This window comes from Marinococcus luteus, from assembly GCF_034497705.1.
In the GTDB taxonomy this organism is placed as follows: Bacteria; Bacillota; Bacilli; order Bacillales; family Marinococcaceae; genus Marinococcus; species Marinococcus luteus_A.
This window is the reverse complement of sequence record NZ_JAXRUV010000001.1, coordinates 338232-360448: the sequence shown is the minus strand read 5'-3', so window position 1 is coordinate 360448 and position 22217 is coordinate 338232. Positions and strand designations below refer to the sequence as shown.

Genomic DNA, 22217 nt, shown 5'->3' with positions numbered 1-22217 from the left:
CTACCTTAATGTTCTGGTTTTCTGCCTATCATTCGTAAGCGTCCAGGCTTTTTTTGCTTTAGCAGTTTTTCGTGACCGGCTAGAGTTTTCCCTTCCAGTACGCCCGAAAAAAGAAATATGAACACTCTGTCTCATTGATAGACTGGGTAAAAGCATAAGCGTAAATTCTTGATCCCGGATAAGGTTTAAAAGGTATTCTTATTAATAGATCTTATTAAATAAATCAATGTAGTAATGGATGATGATCAAATTTGCTTCCATAACTGGCGCAAATAAAAGCTTCTATATTTGGCACAAATGTTAGTCATTGAAATTGACACTTTTAACGAAAGAACGCCAGCCATTTCGGCCGGCGTTCTAACGGGGTATCATTACTCAAGGGGAGTAATGGGGAGGGATATTGCTCCCAACAATTACATTACCATGCTGTCCGCCCTCCCACTACACCTGAGAAAAGATCTTCATAAAGACTTCATGAAGACTTAATAATTCTTTATATTTCGTGACATTTATGCTTATTTTTTTATTGTTCGGTATAATTTCGAGCAACTATCACGTGATAACCTTGCCAAAAACAATTTTATAACGAAATTTCCTTTGAAACTGTCTTCAATGCATACTCTATCATTGTTTCTTTTTTTAACATACGCTATTATCTTCATTCGCCAATATGCTTTTTTCAACATTAATTTATTGCAAACACCCATAATAATTGGATGGGCCCTGGATTATAGCAATCAAACATTCGATATGCTGCACCGTCAAGCTTTCAGAAACCATTTGCGGTATAATACATCTATAACGGCTTCTTTTCTGAAAGGGGATACTAATGCCTAAGTTTTCTACCAGTTATGCCCGTTTTCTTGGCGGCAAAAATCTTGTTTACACTCTCGCGCTTATATTCAGTCTTGGCATGATTATTCTTGTTTACTCCCATATTTCGTTTATCTTTCACCCGCTGGTGGTGATTGTGGAAACCATCGCACTTCCTCTCATCTTAGCTGTGATTGCTTATTATTTGTTACGCCCGATTGTCCGGTGGTTCGAGCGTAAAGGAATACCAAGAACCGCCAGTATCTTACTGATATTTGCTTTTGCTCTCGGGGGCTTGGTACTCCTTCTTTCTTTCATTGTTCCTTTCTTAGAAAAACAAATAACCAGTATGGCACAAGAGTTCCCCGCGTATGCTGAGCAAATAGGGGCAAGTATCGATGCATGGCTGCAGGCATCCATTTTTCAGGACGTGTATGCCAATGTCTCGAGTAATATTAATGGCTGGCTGTCGGATATTCCCGGAACGGTTTCAAGTTACGCCGGTGATACGTTCACTGGAATCGCTGCCCTATTGATCCAGGTAACGAACGTGCTTGTAGCCATTATTACCCTTCCCTTCATTCTCTATTATTTATTAAAAGACGGGGAAGCCTTTCCAAAAGCTGTCGTCCGGACCCTCCCCCCAAAGATTCGAAACGATGCCCGGAAAATTTTTAGCGATATGGATCATCAGATCAGCTCTTATATCGTAGGCCAATTGCTGGTCAGTTTCTGTATCGGCATTAGTCTCTACATCGGTTTTCTTATTATCGGCTTGGATTATGCGTTAGTTTTAGCCGCTATCGCCAGCGTAACAGCCGTGGTTCCATACCTCGGTCCGGCTATTGCGATTCTTCCCGCACTGATTATTGCCATGACCACGTCGTTTTTCATGCTGGCTAAACTCCTGATCGTCTGGACTGTTGTGCAATTATTGGAAGGCAAATTCATCTCCCCCCAGATTATGGGGAAACGGCTGCGGGTCCATCCAGTGACCGTTATTTTTATCCTGCTCACAGCCGCCCATCTTTTAGGTGTCATTGGGGTTATTCTCGCCATTCCAAGCTATGCTCTGATCAAAGTCGTTATCCTTCATTTGTATCGTCTGTTTCAGCTTCGATTTAACCGGTTTGCCTCTACGGATAATCAATACGAAATCTCTTTTCCCGAAAGAGAGACGAATCATCAAAAAAATCAAGAATAAACTCTTATCCCTCGTCTGTACCTGTAACATTCCTTTTTTGTGAAGAAGGTTTCAGCCTCAAAAAATGAAGCATTAGCTATAAGCAACTTCCACACTCTTTTGGCAGAGGGTGATATACGATAGAATATAGTCGATTTTACATAAAACGATGATATTGAAAAATTATTGCCCCATCAACACAAACAAGGCCGCCATGCATCTCGCGAATGGCGGCCTTGCCCAACTTCAAGTCTTTTTTATGGACGTCCAATTATTAGTTTGCAGGAAGGGGTGGCTTAGTGTTCCTCCAGGCGGGGCAGCACTTTGTCCAGAGCATCGTTAATAGTAATGACACCAAGAAAACTGGTGCCGTCAACAACTACTGCCATTTGCTCCCGGGCCCTTCTCATGGTCAGAAGCGCTTCGTGCAGGAGCGTCTCGGATGATAGAACAAAAGCCGGACGCGCCAGGTCTTGCACCGGCTGGTCTGCCGACTCAAGCAGCGTATCGCGTACATGGATGATGCCTGTGACGGCTTCCTGCTCATCCCTGACAAGAATCCGCTTATGACCGGAACGTTCGGTTGCCTGCTGAACATCGTAAACTGTGGCATTCGAAGGCACTGTCGTCAATGGAGCGCCAGGGGTAACGAGATCAGCCACCCGCATGCTTTCGAGATCCAGCGCTCCGGAAATCGGGCGGCGGATCGACGTATCAATCGCACCAACATTCGCTGAATGTTCTACAAGATGGCGAATGGTCGCAGCGTCCTGGCCGCCAATGGCAGCTGTTTCGACTGGCTCCACACCAGAAGCCTTTACGAGACGGTTGGCAATCGCATTGACCCAGGACAACAGCGGCCGAAAAACCCAAATGAAGCCGCGTGCCGGCAATCCAATTAAAATAGCCGAAGTCTCCGGGTGTGCGATAGCCCATGATTTCGGGGCCATCTCCCCGATCACGAGATGCAGAAATGTTACAAGCAGCAACGATAAGAAGAAGGAGGTGCCGTCAGCCAGCCAGTACGGTAGCCCCACCTCCGCGATAACCGGGGAAAGCCAGTCATCGACGGCTGGTTTGGTCACGGCCCCAAGCGCAAATGTGCAGGCTGTAATTCCGAGCTGCGCCCCAGCGAGCATGACGGTCAGTTCATTCACTGACCTCAAGGCTGCACGGGCCCCGCGGCTTGTAACTGCAGCTTCTTCAAGCCGGTGGCGCCGGGCTCCCAGGAGGGCAAACTCAATAATCACGAAGAACGCACTAAGGACAATAAGTGCAATAGTTGCAATTAGAACAATCAACGGGTTAGTCATGGTTTCCCCTCCTATACTGGTCTTGGGCCACTGCCGTGTCCCTGTCCTCTTCGAATTCATTCAGGGTCAAGTAGACCAGCGTAGGCACCCACTGATCCACCTCGATAATTTGCGCATCCAGGTACCGGCGGACAGGTTCATCCTGAACGAGGTCCCCCGGATCCTCGGGCAGTTCCACCCTGATTGTTTCCTGGACTTCCGGCAAAGTACCATAATGAGCAATCAGCATACCGGCTACCGTTTCGTAGTCCCCACGCGGCAGTTCATAACCGATTTCGCGTTCAGCTTCATCCACATGGAGATCTCCACGTATCTGCCATATGCCCTTCTCGTTTGCTTCAACAACACCCGGGGGTTCCTCGTCATGTTCATCCGAAATCTCCCCGACCACTTCTTCGGCCAGATCTTCCAGCGTCAGAACGCCTGTGAAGCCGCCATATTCATCAATAACACAAGCAAGTTTATTTTGCGAATGGAGCATACGCTTACGGGCTTCCGGCAGTGACATCAACGTAGGAATGACGAGAGGCGGATGCATAATCGTTGTAACCGGAGCCCCGCTCTCCGGAGAGGAGGCAAGAACGTCGACAAGATGAACGACCCCGAGAGGCTCATCGTCACTGTTAATGACTGGATAACGGGTATGGGATTCAGCCATCAGGGCCCGCACGTCTTTAATAGTCATTTCCGGAGGTACCGTATCTGCCCGTGAACGCGGCACCATTGCGTGCTCAACATCACGCTGCGGAAAATCCAGTATACGGTCAATCATGATGGAAAGCTCTTTAGGCAAATCCCCGCTTTCCCGGGAGTCGGCCACAATATGCTCCAGATCACGAGCAGTAGCACTGCTGTCAATGTCGTGTACCGGCTCAATTTTCAACAGCCGCAGAAAACCGTTGGCGGCCTTATCAAAAACTGTAATTAACCAACCAAACAAGATGAGATAAATATGTGTCGAAGCGGCCAGCCGACGGGCCAACGGTTCGGCATTGGCAATCGCCAGGTTCTTTGGATATAATTCCCCAAAGACCATTTGTACCACTGTCGCCAGCGTCAACGCCGATACTGTTCCCACCGAGATGCCTAATGCATCCGGAACGCCTACGCCCCCGAGCAGCACACCCAGGCTTCGCCCAACCAGGGGTTCAGCTACGTAACCAACGAGCAGGCCCGTAACCGTAATGCCCAGCTGGGCGCCTGAAAGCATAAACGAGGTCCGTTTGGTAACCTTCAGAGCTCGTTGAGCGGCTTTATCGCCTCCATCGGCCAGGGCCCCCAGCCGGGAGCGGTCGACCGACATATATGCGAACTCCTGCGCTACAAAGTATCCATTAGCAACTATAATTGCAAAAATCACGATAGAGCCGAGCAAAAGTATCAGTACTGCTGTCAACATAAGCTACCCTCCGCTTGATGACTGCAATAACCATGTATCCAGGCATCCGCATCCCGGGAAGATGACGTGTTCCGACTCCTGCTTGAATCTGGCTCTTCAGTTTCGCCCATTAGGCATCCCTTCGTTCGTGATGATATGCATGCCCTTGTCATTATCGTTCCTCCACTAGTTATTTTATATGTTTTACATCAAGATACATGAAAAATATACCCAACACGAAAGCAAAATACAAGTAATCCGGCTATCTTGCGAAATCTTTATTCTCCAGGTGCCTGTGCTTTTCTGATGAATGATTTTATGCTCTTTCGTTGAAACGCTGTCCCCGGTGATCGGTGCCGGCGGGTCTACATGCCACCGGCCGGGCAACGGGATCGTTATATTACTATACATATGCACGCAACTCCTATCCTGCTTGGTTTTCGTCGACGCAAGTATAACGAGTATTGGAGTCTGCATATTTTTTTGTATTTCCATCCCAAAAAGTATTATAGAGCTTAAACAAAAAAGCATTCCGAAGTATTTACGGGATGCTTAAATAAGGTCTTATGGTTTTTTAGGGCAGGCAGCACAGTAGCTGCCGCAGTTGTTCACTGCATAGTTAAAACAGCACGTTTTGCGCTCCCGAATCCACTCGCCTTCTTTGTTTTCCTGAAGCTTTCTATGAAAAAGCCGAAATGGATTATTTTTCTCCCCAAATAGTGCTCCAGGCGCTTCATAAACGAGATAATGCAGATCCTCATTCACCTGCTGAATCTCTAAAAGAGAGGCGGAATTTCGCAGTTTTTTCTCATACAGGGAAAACACGCGGACAGCGGTATTTTCCCATAAAATCGGCATCGGCAGACGGGTAATACTGGAGAAGAGCTTCCAGACCGGCTGCAGGTGTCCGGCGAATACCTGCTCTGTTAAGATCGCACGCTTTTCCTGATAATTGCCTCCTATGAGGCCGTCTGTTTTCAACATGCGAAACTCCGGCGCCCATTTATCTTTGGAGAAATCCGTATGGAGAATGCTGTTCTCTGGCGATAAATCCAGCATCCTCCCCTCTATTGTCAATGCCTTAAAGGCGGGCTCAGTAACAAAACGGGCGTACCTTTTCGAAAACTGGGAAGCAGCCACCATCTCTGACGAAGTATTAATCATGGCAGTTACGTTTTCCAGGTACGGCCGGGCGATTTCCTCTTTCATCAATTCTGTTCCGTAAATAATTTCATTCTGCTTCGGCAGCGGGGATAGCGCCATACGGTTTCCTCCCTTTTCCGTATGGAATCACCATCGGCGTATGAAATACTGGGTCTTCCGCTATATGACAATTCATGTGAAATACCTGTCTGACCATTTCTTTGGTGACAATATCGCCGGGGCGTCCCTGGGCAAACACGGATTTCTCCTGCAGTGCTACAAGATGGTCGGCATACCTGCAGGCAAGGTTGATATCATGCAGCACCATCACGATAGTACGTCCTTCTTGTTCGTTCAGCTCATACAAAAGATCGAGAACATCGATCTGATGGGCCATATCAAGATAAGTGGTTGGCTCATCAAGCAGCAGGGTATCTGCCCCCTGCGCCAGGGTCATTGCTATCCAGGCACGCTGACGCTGGCCACCGGACAAATCATCAACAGGGGTGTTGCGAAAGGAGGTGACTGCCGCTGCCTCCATCGCGTTTTCAACCATTTTTTCGTCTTCGGGCGACCATTGCCTTAACCAGGATTGATGAGGGTACCGGCCTTGTTTTACAAGCTGTTCTACCGTAAGTCCCTCCGGTGCGGTAGGCCCCTGCGGCAGGATCGACAACTGTTTGGCTATTTCTTTCGTTTTTAATTCAGAAATGCTCTTCCCATTCAACAGAACATTTCCCTTTTCAGGCTGGATCAGTCTTGCCATTGTTCGCAGAAGGGTGGATTTACCGCACCCGTTCGCGCCAATAAACACGGTGATTTCTCCTTCCGGCACTCGAATAGACAAATCGCGCAGCACGTTTTCTTTTTCGTAGGAAAAGGTTAGGTTCTTCGCTTCGACACTCATATGCTTCCGCCTCCTTAAAAGTGGTTACGGTTTCGAAACAACAAATACAGAAAAAAAGGAGCACCAATGGCGGCCGTAAATACACCGGCCGGCACATCCACCGGATAAAAAATTGTGCGGGCGATGAGATCGGCAGCAAAAAGCAGGATTGCCCCGGTGCATGCAGAAGCCGGGACCAGTGCCCCGTACGAGCGGCCAATAAGAGCCCTTGCAATGTGAGGGGCAATCAATCCAATAAAGCCAATGGCTCCTGCTACCGCTACTGCCGTACCGGCTAAAACAACGCTCAGGAAGACGACTGCTACCCTGTCCACCTGAATCCTTACTCCCAAACCAGCAGAAGTATCATCTCCAAGCTGCTGGGCATTCAGGCTGCTTGAGAAAACAACAGCGAGTGGCAGACACACGGCGAGAACAGGAGCGATTGTGAAAATATCACTCCATGAAGCTCCGTAAATGCTTCCTGTTAACCAGACATAAGCATCTGTCGCGGTAACAGCGGAGCTTACAATGATCATGAATGTTACTGCCGCACTCATGATAGCTGAAATCCCTATCCCTATCAAAATCAGCCGGATCGGAGAGACTCCTTTTTTCCAGGCCAACGCATAGATGAGCGAAGATACGAGAAGCGCCCCACTAATGGCGGCGAGAGGAATCCATTGGATGCTGATCACTCCGGCACCAAATGTCATGAATGCTACTGCAGCTACAGAGGCTCCTCCAGTAACTCCCACAATGTCGGGAGCAGCCAGCGGATTGCGGACCACTCCCTGGAGCAGAAGACCTGACACTCCAAGAGCTCCGCCCGTCAGAAGCGCTGTCAGCGTGCGGGGCACCCGCGAGTTATTGACGATAAATTCATTCCCACCGCTTCCGTATCCCATCATCGTTTCTACAACTGTAACGGGGCTAAGCATCGTATTTCCTAACGATGGGCCGAGCACACAGGCGGCCAGCACCGCCATTGCAAGCATCCCCATTCTCCACATCGCTCTCTTATCCATTTGTACCGAAAAGAAGCGGGTGCGCCATGTAGTATGCCGTTTCATAAATTCGACACCCCTCTTCTTGCGATATATATAAAGAATGGGCCTCCGACAAGCGCAGTCATTACACCAATCGGCACCTCCTGCGGCATAATTACCAGCCGGGCAAGCACGTCAGCCGAAACGAGCAGCACTGCCCCCAGCATTGCTGAAAATGGCAGGACCCAGCGATAATCGTGGCCAACAAAAAATCTTGCAACGTGCGGAATCACCAGCCCAATAAATCCTACCGCGCCCACTACAGCGACAGAACTCCCTGCCAGCAGCACCACGATAACACCGATGACGGCTTTCAGAAGAAGCGTTTTCTGGCCCATCCCTTTGGCAATATCATCGCCGGTAATGAATAAATTGATTGCCCTTCCGAGCAGCAGCGCCGTTATCATAGCTATCGCCATAAACGGCAGCACTGGCAGCAGCATTTCGAGCGTCCTTCCGCTTACCGACCCGGCGAGCCAGAACATGACGTCCTGGAGCCCTGCCTCATCGAGCACCAGAATTCCCTGTGTATATGATTGAAATAACGCGCTGATCGCCGCACCGGCGAGCACGATTTTCACTGGAGTCAGCCCGTCCCGGCCAAGCGAACCGAGAAAATAGACTACGGCTGCAGCCAGCGCTGCTCCGAGAAAGGCCATGCCCATTAAAGAGACAAGCGATGATAAAGATAAATACACAACACCGATGACAACAAAAAAGATGGCCCCCTGGTTGATCCCAAAAATGCTTGGGGATGCCATCGGGTTTTTCGTCAGTGCCTGCATGAGCGTACCTGCCACCGCAAGACTCGCACCTACCACTGTCGCTATGACAGCACGCGGCAGACGGTCTGATTGCACCACAATGTGGGTAGTTGCTTCGTCATTGAATGCCGAAAAAGACTTCCACACTTCAGCAGCCGTAATGGGCGTCTGGCCAAATAAAAGACTGGATGCAAAGGAAAGCAGAAATAAGAAAAAGATCAGGAAGAGAGTCAGGCCCCTCCTCCTTTTCTGAGCCATTCGATTCTTCATAACCGTCCACTCTTCCAGTCCCTATTTTTCTTCTTCAATATCAAAAGTCTCATAAAGGTCATCAAGCATTAAATTCGCTGCCATAATACCACCGCCGGCATTCCATGTTTCTTCTTCGACCATATGAACTTCGTCATTTTCGACCGCTTCAAGCTCCTGCCAAAGTGGGTGGGAAGTCCATTCCTCATAGGTCTCTTCAATTTGTTCTGTTTCTGTTCCAGAATTAAAGTTAAATATCATTTCAGCATCCGCTTCAGGAATGCTTTCTTTAGATGATAATTTGATGCCCCATTCGTCGGTATCTTCGTGGCCTTCTGGTCGGTCAAATCCAGCGTCCTGTAAAATACTGCCGGCAAATCCCATATAAAAAATCCGGGCATGGTCCGCGCGGAAGTTCGTTATGGCTACCTCGATCGGAAGCCTGTCCCCCATTTCTTCCTGGAAATGTTCGGTCCGAGCTTCGTAGTCACTGAGCAGTTCATCGGCTTCTTCTTCCTTGTTTAAAACTTCTCCTGTCAGCTCGAGCGTATCCTTCCATTCGTAAACCTGATCTGTAGTAACTGTTGGTGCAATGTCGGAAAGATCATCATATATGTCTTCATGTCTGGATTTATTCGCAATGATTACGTCTGGATCCATCTCTGCTATTTTTTCCAGATTCGGCTGAATTTCCTCTCCGACCGTTTCCGTTCCTTCAAGATCATCACGTAAGTATTTATAAATCGGCTGCTGGGTCCACGATTCAACAATGCCTACAGGGTCCGCATCCAGCGCCGCCGCTGTGTCATTAGCTCCCTGGTAGAGCGTGACTACTTTTTCCGGTGTGCCTTCGATTTCCGTTTCCCCCATCTCATGCTCCACCGTTCTTGTTTCTTCCTCTTGTGAGGAATTATCCCCGCTTCCTTCTCCTTCACTACTGCTTGATTCTTCCCCTTCACCGCATGCTGTTAACACCATCGTTGCAGCAAAAACTGTAGAAATACCTGCTTTCTTCTTCATATCCTCTCGACCCCCATATGTAATTGATAATGATTTTCATTATCTGTTATTGTATCGTTGATAATCATTTTCATCAAGACTTTTTCGATACAAAGGAATAACAGGCTTATTTTTTTAAAACAAAGGTGGGGCTGTCCCAAAAATAGGACAGCCCCATGGATATTTACGGATACCTGGTTATTATTTAGACAAAATAGATAAACAACATATTAAAATACAGCACTCAACTATCTGATATATTCAAATATGCCTGCGGCTCCCATGCCTCCCCCAATGCACATGGTCACCATGCCATACTTGGAATCTGGTCTTTTTTTCATTTCAGCAAGCAGCTTTGCAGTCAGCATCGCTCCTGACGCCCCAAGAGGATGGCCTAATGAGATGGCGCCTCCATTAACATTCGTTTTAGTCATATCTAACCCTGTCTGTCTGATAGAGGCCACCGTTTGTGCTGCAAATGCTTCATTTAGTTCGATTAAATCCATATCATCAACCGTTAGGTCAGTTAATTTTAACACATCCGGAATGGCATAAGCCGGACCAATCCCCATGATTTTTGGATCAACACCCGCTGCCTTGAAGCCCACAAATCGTGCAATAGGCGTGACACCTAATTCTTTAACTTTATCTCCCGACATTACAACCACAAAACCTGAGCCGTCTGTAAGCGGGGCAGATGAACCAGCTGTTACTGTTCCATCGGCTTTGAACACCGTAGGCAGCTTTGCTAAATCCTCCATATTGGTATCAGGGCGCACCAGTTCGTCCGTATCAAATATATCTTTTGTTACCACTGGACCGTCATTATTGTACGCGACCTTAGTTACATTAATAGGAATAATCTCGTCATCGAACCTTCTCGAGTCCTGGGCATTTTTAGCACGCTGATGACTTTGAACAGCATAAGCGTCCTGGTCTTCTCGTGAAACGTTGTATTTTTCGGCTACCATCTCGGCCGTCAGCCCCATTGGATAGGAAACTCCGGGCTCTTCCTCCTGGAGTATTGGACTGTTGACCGGCTCATTTCCCCCCATCGGAACGGCACTCATCAGTTCAACTCCGCCGGCTGCTATAATATCTGCCTGGCCAGACACAATCTGATTAGCCGCCATCGCGATTGTTTGAAGCCCTGAAGAACAATAACGGTTCACAGTCTGGGCCGGAACGTCTTCTGACAGCCCGGCAATCAACGCAATCGAACGTGCGATATTTTGTCCCTGCAGACCTTCAGGAAAAGCATTACCAACGATAACATCCTGCACCATATCCGGTTGGAATTGACCATCCACTCTATCCAGCACCCCTTTTAATACCTGTGCTGCCACTTCATCAGGTCTTTCGTGAGCCATCGCACCACTTAATTTTCCTTTAGCTGAAGCAGAACGCCCATAAGCTACTATATACGCTTCTTGCACTAACTTTCACCCTTTCTTTGCTGTCACAATTTTTAATTTCGCAGAGGCCCGCCTGTAGCCAGCATATGAGTAATTCGCTCGTACGTTTTTTCGTTTTGTAACAGCATTAAGAATTTCTGTTTTTCAAGTTTTTGAAGGTATTTTTGATTAACATAGGTGTTACGTGGAAGGTCTCCTCCTGATAAAACATCGGCTACACTTAAAGTGATTGTATAATCATGATCACTTATGAAGTTTCCGACACGCTGGGCCTCCAACTGGCCTTGAGCGAGTGCTTTATAATCTCTGCCTAATGCAAAATAGGTCAATTTCGGTTGGGGGACATAATTTGTTTCCACTTCAAACTGTGCTCGTTTTAATGCTATTTCTACTCTTTTCTCTGTGTTCAATATAATGGTATCGGTTTCCCTTAGATAACCATACCTGAGCGCTTCATAAGCGTTCGTTGATACTTTTGCGAACCCTACATTCGTCAATACTTTCGTCATCGATTCCTGTTTATCGTTGTGCTTATGGCTCGTGCCGAGAATCCGGTCCGCCATTTCTGCAAGGCCGCCACCGCTAGGAAGCAGTCCCACCCCTGCTTCCACAAGTCCCATGTACGTTTCACTTGCAGCTACTACAACCGGTGAATGAAGAACCAATTCACAACCGCCGCCTAAAGCTTTCCCGTGGACAGCCGTTACGACGGGCTTAAGTGCATATTTAAGGCGGCTAAAGCTCTCGTGCAGCTTTTCAATTGCAGGCCCCACAGTCTCTTCCACTGTGTTTTCTTCATGTGCTTTTTTCATCAGATAAAGGTTGGCACCGACACTGAAATTGTTTCCTTCTGCATAGATGACCATGCTCGAGTAATCCTCGTTTTCTAAAAGATCGATAGACTCAATTAAATCATCAGCAAAGCCATCGGTAATAATATTATTCTTACTTTGCAGCTTCAGTAACAGCTGGTCTCTATTAGCAACAGAAAGACTGGAATCTTCCCTGTTCCATAGTTCGTTATCTGTAAACGCTGATACAGGAGTCACACGCTCAATCGACTCACCTTCAGCATAAAATGATGTACTGCGTTTTTCTATCCATTCTGGTAATGCCCCCAGCTCTCTCTGCATGCGTTCCTTAACGCGTTCGAATCCCATCAGATCCCACAGCTGGAAAGGCCCTTTTTTCCAGTTGAATCCCCATACTACGGCACGGTCTATATCTTTAAAGTCCGTTGCCGCTTTCGGCACATTCAGCGCACTATAGTAGAAATTGTTTCTAAGAGTTTCCCACAAAAACCTGCCTGCTTCATCTTCAGCGTTGTAAATGATGTCCATATTTGACTTCAAGTCTTTACTGAAGCTGTTCAGCAGCTCAAAATCAGGCTGCTCCGGCTGTACATATTCATTGCTTTCAGGATCAAAAACAAGCAGTGATTTTTTGTCCTTCTTATAGAAACCCTGCTTGGTTTTTCTCCCTAACGCGCCGTTTTCCATCAGTTTTCCTGCAATACGTGTCTCATGGAAAAATTTCTCTTCTTCCGGATCCTGCTGCAGACCCTTGATCACGGTTGTGGCAATATCAAGCCCTACCAGATCAACAAGCCCATACGTCCCCAGGCTTGGCCTTCCAATACCACGACCCGTGAGTGCATCGACCTCCGCAATGGACAGGCCTCCTTCTTCTGCCCGATACATCACATCATTCATGGTCTGTGTCCCTATCCGGTTAGCAACAAATGCAGGAACATCATTTGCTATGATGACACCTTTGCCCAGCACATCTGCAGCAAAAGCCTGAACTTTATTTGTTACTTCAGGAGACGTATTAGGACCAGGGATCACTTCTACCAGCTTCATGACCCGGGGCGGGTTGAAGAAGTGCATGCCGAAAAATCTTTCCTGCTCCGTATCATCAAACACTCGGGATATTGCCCTTATTGGAATGCCTGAGGTATTTGTGGCAAACAAGGCATCATCTTTGGCAATACGTCTCACCTGGTCCCAAATGTTATGCTTTATTTCCACTTCTTCTTTTACAGCTTCAATAAAAATATCCGAGTCATCCTGCCCAGATAAATCCTCTGTAAAATTGCCATAAGTCAAATTAGAGGCGAAGTTTAAATCAAATAATTGCGGCCGTTTCGGATCAGTAATCATATCATAGGATTTTTTGGAAATCTTATTTGGATCACTCTCATCAACTGCTATGTCCAGCAGCTTTACTTTTAAACCTGCATTAACCAGAAGGGCGGCAATTTGACTGCCCATTAACCCCGCGCCTAAAACGGTTGCTTTTCTCATCGTCATGAAATAACCTCCATATTTCTGAAATTTATTTAGCCATTCCCTGCAATCAGATAAATGCAGAGTCCCCCGTTAATGCTCTGCCAATAACTAAGGCATTAATTTCATGAGTACCCTCGTAGGTGTAAATGGCTTCAGCATCAGAGAAGAACCTCGCGATATCATATTCGGCAAGAATACCGTTGCCTCCTGTAATCCCCCGCCCCATTGCAACAGACTCTCTCAATCTTAAGGCGTTCATCATTTTTGCGGTTGAGGTTGCCACTTCATCATATTCCCCGTTCCCCTGCATCCAGGCGAGCTGTGCAGACAGGCTCATTGCATGAGATAGGTTTCCCTGTATCATTGCCAGCTTCTCCTGAATCAACTGGTATTTACTAAGCTCTTTGCCGAATTGTTTACGTTCGGTCACATAGTCCAGAGTTGCCCGCAGGGTTCCGGCTATCGCTCCTGTCGCCATATGGGCCACACCAGCACGTGTTGAGTACAGCACTTTCGCAATGTCTTTGAAGCCGTTAATATTTTGCAGCCTCTCTTCTTCCTGGACGACAACGTTGTTTAAGTGAATATTGGCATTTGGGACAATTCGTAAAGCGATTTTATTTTCAATGACATCTATATCCACGCCGTCCTGGTCAGGCTTAATGATAAATCCCTTTGGTTTACCTGTCTCCACATCTGTAGCAAAAACTGGTATGACATCCGAAAGAGTGGCGCCACCTATCCATTTTTTCACACCGTTTATTACCCATTTATCACCCTCACGCTTAGCCGTCGTTGCTAAACCGCCAGCTACGTCCGATCCGTGTTCAGGCTCGGTTAAAGCAAAGCAGGTCCTCAGTTCGTGAGATTGTAATTTGGGCACATAGTACGCCACTTGTTCTTTACTTCCACCAAACAGGAACGCATTGTGTCCTAAACCTTGATGCACTCCCATCAAAGTAACTAAGGAAACATCAAACCTTGCCACTGTATATAACATGAAAAACTGAAACAGCTGACTCGCAGTCCGTTCGCCCTCCCGCCCTTCAAACAGCAAAGGGTTATTGAAATAATTCAATTTGCCCATATCATTAAAAAAGTCTTCAGGCACTGTTGCATTAGCCCAGTGATCATTAATTGAATCCCGGTATTTTTCTTCGAGCAAGTCATTGAGTTGTTTTAAAAACTGTACTTCTCCTTCAGTTAATTCTTTAGAAATATTTAATAAATCTTCAGGATATAATTCTTTTATCAATGCTTGTTTTTCAGCCATAGTATAGCCTCCAGTATATTCTGATAGCGCTTTCAAAAAAGTCGCTTAAAGTAATTCGTTTTCTTGATTTTCCTCCTGTGCTTTTTGATTCGCCATTTTTTGTAATTCTAGTCTGTCAGGCTTTGCGGTTGAGTTTAATGGGATATCTTTCACCTTCAAATACATTCGCGGTATTTTGTAGCCTGCCAGATGCTCTCTCACATGCTTGTCCAGTTTAGCTTCGAAATCCGGATCGTCCTCTTTCAATTGCACGACTGCAGAAACAGATTCTCCAAATTCAGGACTTTCATATCCCACTACCACCGTTTGCCTCACAAGCGGATGCTCTGATAGTACACCTTCCACTTCAGAAGGCAGAACATTTTCACCCCCAGTAATAATGAGCTCCTTTTTCCGGTTGATGATAAAGATATCTCCATCTTCATCCTGCCTGGCTAAATCACCTGTTAAGAAATACCTGCCTGCAAATGATTTTTCTGTTTCTTCGGGTTTGTTCCAATAACCTGGGGTAACGTTTTTACCGTGGATGGCCAATTCCCCAATTTCACCAGTTTCAACATCGTTATGATTTTCATCCAGCAGACGCACATTCATATACATGACAGGTTTGCCAATACTCATTGGTTTTTTCATTGCATTATGAGGTGTATTAACCATAACAAGTGGGGCTTCAGTTAAACCGTAGCCGTTGACTAGTGTGTAACCCATACTTTCAAATTTTTTCTGTACAGCTGGAAGCGGTGAAGAGCCACCCTGTATTAAGAACTCAATATTTTTGAAACCCTGAATATCAAGGTTGCCAGCTGCCAGCATCCCATAATACATAGTTGGTATGAGCATTAAATAATCGGGCTGGTATTTTACCATCAGATCATTTAATTCCTTCCCGTCAAAGTAGCGATGCAGAATCAATGTTCCGCCAGCCATTAATAACGGCAGTGACAAATCATTAAACCCCAGCACATGAAACATCGGAGTTGATACAATCGTTGTGTAACCGGCATGTGTTTTATACGTCAATGCGGTATTGATCATGTTATTGACAAACGACTCGTAGGTGAACATAACCCCTTTTGGTAATCCTGTTGTCCCACTCGTATATATTAAAGATGCAAGGTCGTCGCTTTCTACATCGACACTTTTAAATGGGCGGTGGTTTTCAGGATGAACAATGTCATCATACTCCGGTGAATCGATATCCATATGGATTAGCTCCTGGGGGATTCCTCTCAGAGACTCCAGATGGTTGGAGGCGTAAAAAATCAGCCTGGCATTAGAATCAGAAATAATGCTTTCAATCTCTAAAGATTTCAGCCGCCAGTTAATAGGAAGGAAAACGGCCCCCAGTTTAAATGAGGCGAACAGCACGTCCAGTATCGCCACGTCGTTTGGTGCGAATATACCGATTACATCCCCGCGTTTTACTCCCTGGTCCTGCAAATAATTCGCTAAATTCTCTGCACGGATGTTTAAATCCTGATACGACCATTCTGTACCCTTGCCCGGATCAATAACCGCTGCTTTCACTCTGTCAAAATCTGATCTTGTTTTAATCCAATCATAATTCATATTTATCTTCTCCTTTATCAATATGATTCCGACGTTGGATCGATTGCTTCAACTCCCCCCAATCCTTTTGATAAATATTTTGGTCCGTAGTTTTCAACTCCTCAGAAATAATAGGAGCAAAATCCATCTTTGAAAGAACATCCCTCTGTAGATCCAGCCCCGGACCGATTTCAATTAATTTTAAGCCTTCCTCCACCAATTGGAATACGGCGCGTTCAGTCACATAAAAAACCTGTTGGTTCAGTTCTCTGGAATACGCTGCGTTGAAATCTACACTTTGTACATTTTTTACAAATTTATACGAGTGGCCTTCCTGTTCAATGATCAACTGGTTATTTTCACAAGAAGACTGGCTGCCCGCAACCAGGGTTCCCGAAAAAATAATAGTTTTCACAGTTTGACTTATGTCTATAAACCCGCCACTTCCGCTCATTTTATTGCCAAAACAGGAGACATTTACGTTTCCCAACCGGTCGATTTCTGCAAAACTGAGATAGGCTATATCATGGCCGCCATTGTAGATAAAATCCCATGTCAGCTCATGGCGCATTCTCGCGTCCAAATTATAATTCATTCCAAAGCGGTCTTTGCTGCCGATAATTCCTCCGAATATGCCGGTATCAATATTAAGCTGAACCAAATCCTCCGCTTGTTCTTCTATCAATACATTTGGCAGTTCATTATTTATACCAAAACCAATACTGACTACATCCCCTTCACTTAAAAACTGGGCTGCCCGTCTTAAAATAATTTTACGGGAGCTAAGCTTCATAGGCGGCTTTTGTATATCACTCACCCGGTAGTGGCCTGATAGAGCAGGGTCATAATAAGTCTGCATCACCTGCTTATGATAGTTGGGATTTTCATTTATAACAACGTAATCCACAAGTTCACCTGGTATAAACACGTCTTGGGGAGGCAAACTGCCGCTCTGAACAATTTCTTTAACTTGAACAATCACCTTACCACCATTTCTATGGGTTGCAGCCGCTACACTATATCCTTCTCCTAAATGGGACTCGTGAGTCATAAAAATATTTCCTTTTTCGTCAGCATAAGTTCCCCGGAGAAGAGCTACATCGTTGCCAGGAAAGTCATAGTGTAAATATTCTTCTCCCTTAATTTCTAATATAGAAACTAAATTCTCGGTTGTAATATCATTTGCCTTTCCACCCAAATTTCTAGGATCGACACTTGTATTTAAACCTATTTTTGTAATCATCCCCGGAGAAGAATAGGATTGATTTCGATATTGTACTGCAAGAATTCCCTGGGGAAAAAAGTACGTCTCAATTGCGTTATTTTTAATCGCATCAATAGTAGCTGGTGAAGCGGTAAGTAAACTTGTTATTAACCGTCTGACCATACCCCGCTTAACAAAAGCATCAAGATCAATTCCGTCCTCGTAATCACTTATATCATTTGCGATAATAAAAGTAAGATTATCCGGACCTCCAGTTTCGTCGTACTCATCAATTATATTTTTTAATATTTCTACTGGTAAATTTCCGACAGATAAGGCTGCGATGGAAATAGTATCTCCAGTTTTAACAATGTTTTTTAAATCCTTGTATGAAATAATATCCATGTCTTAACCTCCATATGTATTTATCCTGCTAAAACTTCCCCATATGTATTTGCCCCCTTATTTTCCTTTATCTTACATATTTAATTTTATCATTGTATACAAAAAAAGTAAACGCTTTCATATAGTAATAGATTCTCTTCTGGAAATAATGTAAAAATTGATTATCCCCCTAAAAAATTTCGTTTTATTCTTCGGCATATTACAAATTATGGGATTTTTATTATACTGCATGTGTATAAAAAGACCATAAATCAAGGAAGAATGTAGAGGGGTGAATGCAATGAATAAAACGCAGGAGATGACAGAAGAATTAGGTAAAAAAATAAAAAACACTCTTATTATGTATTGGGCTCTTATTTCTACAGGAGTGCTTTCTTATTACTTTTCATTTATTGAGTACGGATTTGTCCTTACAGTGGGGATCACGTTCTTTTGCGGTATCTTTGCCGTTTTATTTGCAATTGCAATTAAAGATGTTATAGCAAGAGGTCGTTTATTGATAACATTAGGTGTTTTATTATCTTTTAGTTCTCTTATTGTTGTAGGTATTTTAGCTTTAATTGAGATTGTTATATTTGGTAAAGGAGCGCCTTGATGTTGTCAGCATCTGAGCGCTCTTTTTATTCTGCTATTATCGCCTGTTCCTTCATTTCTTTCGTATGCATTTTAGCACCAAATCCGCGCACACGCTTCCTAACACAGTAGAGACAAAAACTCCCGACACCTCCTAAAATTTTAAGAGATATCGGGAATTCTTCGCAGAAGGTTCCCAGCCCATAGATGCAGCCGGTCACTATTTACTTCACTTCAGCTGTCTTTGGCGGCCTGCCGACGCCCGCCCACCGAATGACGGGGATTGCCAGGAGCGACAGCACTGGCGCGGCGATGGCCAATACGCCAAAGCTCGAATAAGCTACTATGATGCCGGACAATCCTCCGCCGACTGCTCCTGAAAAAGCAATCCAGACATCAACGGTCCCCTGGGTCTTCGCTCTCGTTGACAGTGATGCAGCGTCAACCACAATGGTCGTGCCACTGATTAAGCCAAAGTTCCAGCCAAGTCCGAGCAGGATCAGCGCAATTGTTATCGATACGAGAGAATCTGCCGGACCCACGGCAGCCAGCACTCCTGCCGCCAAAAGGGTACCGGCGGAGGCCGCAGCCATCCGGGCTCGTCCAGCCTTTTCCACCAGAGTGCCTGTTACTAAGGATGGCAGATACATGCCGGCAATATGGAAGCCGATCACCATTCCCACCGCCTGCAGGGAGAAGCCATGATTTCCCATGTAAATAGGGGTCATGGTCATCACTGCTACCATCACAAACTGGGTGCTCACCATCACGGAAGCTCCAGCTAATACGCCCCGCCGGTCAGTGGATGCTTCCACCGGCTCCTCTTCGTCATGCAGCAGCCTATTATTCTTTTGTTCTTCGGCCAACGCCTTCGCCACAAGGAATGGGTCAGGACGGAGAAACAGATAAAGGAAGGCACCGGCTGCCAGGTAGGCAGCGGCAGCCAGCAAAAACGGGCCGGCAAGGGAAGGTATGCCCATGGCGGTCGCCACCTCTCCCATCGGTCCCACCAGGTTTGGGCCGGCTACCGCTCCAAGAGTCGTGGAAATCATGGCCATGCTTACCGCCTTCGCCCGCTGGGTGGAGGACGCCAGATCCGTTCCTGCATACCGGGCCTGTAAATTCGTCGCTGTCCCGGCCCCGTAGATTAACAGGGCCACAAACAGCAGCCCGATGTGATTGGTAATTGCCGCCAACACTACCCCGACGGCGCCCATCCCGCCGGTTAAAAACCCGGCAGCCAGACCTGTACGCCGGCCGAGCCGCTGGGACAAGCGGCCGACTAAAAGCGCAGCCCCTGCAGAACCAAATGTGAATACGGCTGTCGGCAGTCCGGTGACGCTGTCTGTTCCCATCATATCCTGGGCGAGCAAAGCCCCGACAGTGATACCAGCTGCCAGTCCGGCCCCGCCGAATATTTGTGAGATGATTACAATGAGGAGCGTTTTTTTATACAGCCGGTGCTGCTCCTCTTCAGAATCCATATAACGCTGAAGCTTTAACCTAAAGACTTCTGCCTTCTTTCTTTTTCTCTCTCCCATAACTTCACCTGTCTTTCGATCATTCCGATAAAAATAACGACTGCCCGTCCCTATGCGCGTAGCGGCATCGACCATCTATCCGGTTCCTGCACTTCCGGCGTATTGGTTTCTGCATGTTTTTTTATTTCGTCTTAGATATTATCTTACAATTTTATAGAAGTACAGGTTTGGCGTAACACATTTATTTTTACACCTTTGGCGGGTAATTTTTATAATAAGAACCTAAAAAAACGCTGCCAATAACAATAAAGCCTATGATAAAAAAGAGAATATTCCACTCCCCCGTCTTCACTCCAGCAGCAATAAATAAAATCGTGTACACGCTTAACACAATCCATGCCATACGCTTTAACACTATTTTCATGTCCTACTACCCCTCTTCACTATCCCGGATTGTGGTGAACGCTCTTACCTTCCCGGTTATATGAACGGCTCATTTCGCCTCTTTTAATATCCTCCACCATAGAACCAACTGTCTCCTTTCACATATCGTAAACGGCGGCTTTTATATTGCCTCTACATTTACGAACGGAAACAGCGCAGGATCAAAGAAAGTGTAAAACAAACTATTCTTCCACATCTGTCAGCTCAAACGACCGGATAACGTTTAAATAGTCCTCCAGCAATTCGTCATAATTTTCCGCTTCAAAAGCAACATTAAAAGTTACTTCATATACGTGTCCATCCACTTCCTTTAAAAACCAGTATTCTTCATATTCACCGAATTCTACACGTACCGCCGTCGTAAATACCCCTGTATCAAAGCCTTCATCCTCGTGCAGATAATCAACCGTACGCGCATAATCATCCGGAAATGTTACAAAATCCTCTGCCGCTCTATTTCTTAATTCCTGTTCCCGGTTGGGAGCATTTTCCTGTTTTTCTGCCCGAACCACCAAATCTGAACGTCCCGGGGCAGCGTCTTCCATGTCTCCCGAATTTTCATACATGGTGGCGAACGTATAGCGGTACACATGATAAACGGGATAGGAATGGAAAAACTCGGCGTTTTCCGGACGTTCAAAGGAATACCCCACCTCCGGATAATCCCCTTTGAGATTTTCCGAGGGCTCATAGGCTAAACGCGCCGGCTCATCCATGTCAGCATTTTCGTCGAATTCCTCTGGATCGAACGTGATCGTCTGAAGCGAATCGAGCATCGTTTCAAACAGCTCTTCGTCCTCGCCGTCCGGCACCGTTAACGCAGCCCGTAAATAGTCTCCGGCATCCCCTTCGCCAAATAATTCATAACGGGTGAAGCTTCCTTCTGTTTCATGCTTTACCATATATGTAAAAGGATCGAGATCGTTTTCTTCGTTGGTAATCACATCTACATCTTCATCTACCCGCTCTATGTAATCATCCTTCATGTCATCCAAATACGCTGCAGCATTGTTCTCTACGTCCTGTTTAACGTCTTCTTTGTTCTCTTCGGCTTCCTCTTCGGTAATATCAAAATCGAGGTATTCCTCCGTGTATATGTACTCGTATTTATTTACAGGATAAATATCTATTGTGGGCACTTCTTCTCTTAGCAATTCATTAGTCGTATCCAGATTGTACTCAAAATTATCAGCCGCTGATTCCTGCCAAAAAAACATGCGATGAACCTGGTCCCCCCGCTCATAATTGGAAACAAACTCAAATGAATCGTCCACTGTCACCTGATACGCATTATTGGCCAGCAGCGCATCCTCTTCATTTTCGGCTTCTTTATTTTCGACTCCATAAGTCATATCGCCATTCGTACAAGCAGACAACAGCAGCAGACCAGTCGCCCCCAGTATCATTTTTTTCAATTTGTTATCCCCCTGGTAATCAGCTTAAATAATTTCTCTATTGTAACATTATTGATTTTTTCAGCTAAGCTTTTTTCCGACGAAAGACTCTATGCCCCAGGATCGTGGCGATGACGCCTGTGGTAATAGCTATCATCAATAGAACAACAAAAGGAATTGATGCCCAGGCATCGAGAAAAAGCACTGTTAAAACGGTGACGAAGGCCACAAACAGTCCCAGTAAACGTTCAAATATTATCCAAAAGCACCTCCTAAAATCCTCTCTCTATTAACAGACTGCCCGATGTTCAAAACAAATCTTCAATTTCTTACGAATTTTTTTCTTTTTTCATAACGAACAATTCTTATCACTCCGCCGAAAACGATAACCGTCCCAAGGATTCTATACATA

Annotated in this window: 17 protein-coding genes; 2 read left to right on the top strand and 15 right to left on the bottom strand. The window is 45.8% G+C overall.

What is annotated here, in order from left to right; all coding sequences use genetic code 11:
* Positions 1 to 829: 829 nt before the first annotated feature.
* Positions 830 to 2017 carry an AI-2E family transporter gene (locus tag Q9M42_RS01765; RefSeq protein WP_322524811.1) on the top strand — a complete coding sequence of 396 codons (1188 nt, stop codon included), beginning with the start codon at positions 830 to 832 and terminating at the stop codon, positions 2015 to 2017.
* A gap of 275 nt (positions 2018 to 2292) precedes the next feature.
* Here Q9M42_RS01765 and Q9M42_RS01760 read toward each other — a convergent pair whose 3' ends face one another.
* The 12 genes from Q9M42_RS01760 to fadX all read right to left on the bottom strand — a co-directional run bounded on the left by Q9M42_RS01760 (position 2293) and on the right by fadX (position 17913).
* Complete coding sequence (locus Q9M42_RS01760; protein WP_322524810.1) at positions 2293 to 3309, bottom strand: hemolysin family protein; 1017 nt, start codon at positions 3307 to 3309, stop codon at positions 2293 to 2295.
* Entirely contained in the window at positions 3302 to 4708 is a 1407-nt protein-coding gene (locus Q9M42_RS01755) for a hemolysin family protein (RefSeq protein ID WP_322524809.1), read from the bottom strand. Before Q9M42_RS01755 ends, Q9M42_RS01760 begins: the two co-directional genes overlap by 8 nt.
* Positions 4709 to 5251: 543 nt before the next feature.
* Positions 5252 to 5950, bottom strand: a complete 699-nt coding sequence (locus Q9M42_RS01750) for an IucA/IucC family C-terminal-domain containing protein (protein WP_322524808.1) — start codon at positions 5948 to 5950, stop codon at positions 5252 to 5254.
* Complete coding sequence (locus Q9M42_RS01745) at positions 5919 to 6737, bottom strand: ABC transporter ATP-binding protein (RefSeq protein ID WP_322524807.1); 819 nt, start codon at positions 6735 to 6737, stop codon at positions 5919 to 5921. Before Q9M42_RS01745 ends, Q9M42_RS01750 begins: the two co-directional genes overlap by 32 nt.
* A 14-nt stretch (positions 6738 to 6751) precedes the next feature.
* A complete protein-coding gene (locus Q9M42_RS01740) occupies positions 6752 to 7789 on the bottom strand; it encodes a FecCD family ABC transporter permease (RefSeq protein ID WP_322524806.1) in 1038 nt (345 codons plus the stop codon).
* Complete coding sequence (locus tag Q9M42_RS01735) at positions 7786 to 8799, bottom strand: FecCD family ABC transporter permease (protein ID WP_322524805.1); 1014 nt, start codon at positions 8797 to 8799, stop codon at positions 7786 to 7788. Before Q9M42_RS01735 ends, Q9M42_RS01740 begins: the two co-directional genes overlap by 4 nt.
* A gap of 21 nt (positions 8800 to 8820) precedes the next feature.
* Positions 8821 to 9798, bottom strand: coding sequence for an ABC transporter substrate-binding protein (locus tag Q9M42_RS01730; RefSeq protein WP_322524804.1), 978 nt, complete (start codon positions 9796 to 9798; stop codon positions 8821 to 8823).
* A 227-nt stretch (positions 9799 to 10025) separates the two neighbouring features.
* Positions 10026 to 11213 carry a thiolase family protein gene (locus tag Q9M42_RS01725; RefSeq protein ID WP_322524803.1) on the bottom strand — a complete coding sequence of 396 codons (1188 nt, stop codon included), beginning with the start codon at positions 11211 to 11213 and terminating at the stop codon, positions 10026 to 10028.
* A 32-nt stretch (positions 11214 to 11245) separates the two neighbouring features.
* Positions 11246 to 13504, bottom strand: coding sequence for a 3-hydroxyacyl-CoA dehydrogenase/crotonase FadB (gene fadB / locus Q9M42_RS01720; protein ID WP_322524802.1), 2259 nt, complete (start codon positions 13502 to 13504; stop codon positions 11246 to 11248).
* A 46-nt stretch (positions 13505 to 13550) separates the two neighbouring features.
* Positions 13551 to 14756 (bottom strand): acyl-CoA dehydrogenase FadE, encoded by a 1206-nt coding sequence (gene fadE / locus Q9M42_RS01715; RefSeq protein WP_322524801.1) that lies wholly within the window; start codon positions 14754 to 14756, stop codon positions 13551 to 13553.
* Positions 14757 to 14801: 45 nt separating this feature from the next.
* A complete protein-coding gene (gene fadD / locus Q9M42_RS01710) occupies positions 14802 to 16325 on the bottom strand; it encodes a long-chain-fatty-acid--CoA ligase FadD (protein WP_322524800.1) in 1524 nt (507 codons plus the stop codon).
* On the bottom strand, positions 16315 to 17913 hold the full coding sequence (gene fadX / locus Q9M42_RS01705; protein ID WP_322524799.1) for a fatty acid degradation protein FadX: 1599 nt from the start codon (positions 17911 to 17913) through the stop codon (positions 16315 to 16317). The genes fadD and fadX overlap by 11 nt, the downstream gene beginning before the upstream one ends.
* A gap of 280 nt (positions 17914 to 18193) precedes the next feature.
* Here fadX and Q9M42_RS01700 point away from each other — a divergent pair, with 280 nt between their 5' ends.
* On the top strand, positions 18194 to 18508 hold the full coding sequence (locus Q9M42_RS01700; protein ID WP_322524798.1) for a hypothetical protein: 315 nt from the start codon (positions 18194 to 18196) through the stop codon (positions 18506 to 18508).
* A gap of 202 nt (positions 18509 to 18710) precedes the next feature.
* On the opposite strand, the gene Q9M42_RS01695 is transcribed toward Q9M42_RS01700, so the two are convergent.
* The 3 genes from Q9M42_RS01695 to Q9M42_RS01685 all read right to left on the bottom strand — a co-directional run bounded on the left by Q9M42_RS01695 (position 18711) and on the right by Q9M42_RS01685 (position 21826).
* Positions 18711 to 20027, bottom strand: coding sequence for an MFS transporter (locus Q9M42_RS01695; RefSeq protein WP_440972297.1), 1317 nt, complete (start codon positions 20025 to 20027; stop codon positions 18711 to 18713).
* A gap of 187 nt (positions 20028 to 20214) precedes the next feature.
* Positions 20215 to 20391 (bottom strand): hypothetical protein, encoded by a 177-nt coding sequence (locus tag Q9M42_RS01690; RefSeq protein ID WP_322524796.1) that lies wholly within the window; start codon positions 20389 to 20391, stop codon positions 20215 to 20217.
* Positions 20392 to 20593: 202 nt separating this feature from the next.
* Positions 20594 to 21826 (bottom strand): hypothetical protein, encoded by a 1233-nt coding sequence (locus tag Q9M42_RS01685; RefSeq protein ID WP_322524795.1) that lies wholly within the window; start codon positions 21824 to 21826, stop codon positions 20594 to 20596.
* Between the last annotated feature and the right edge of the window lie 391 nt (positions 21827 to 22217).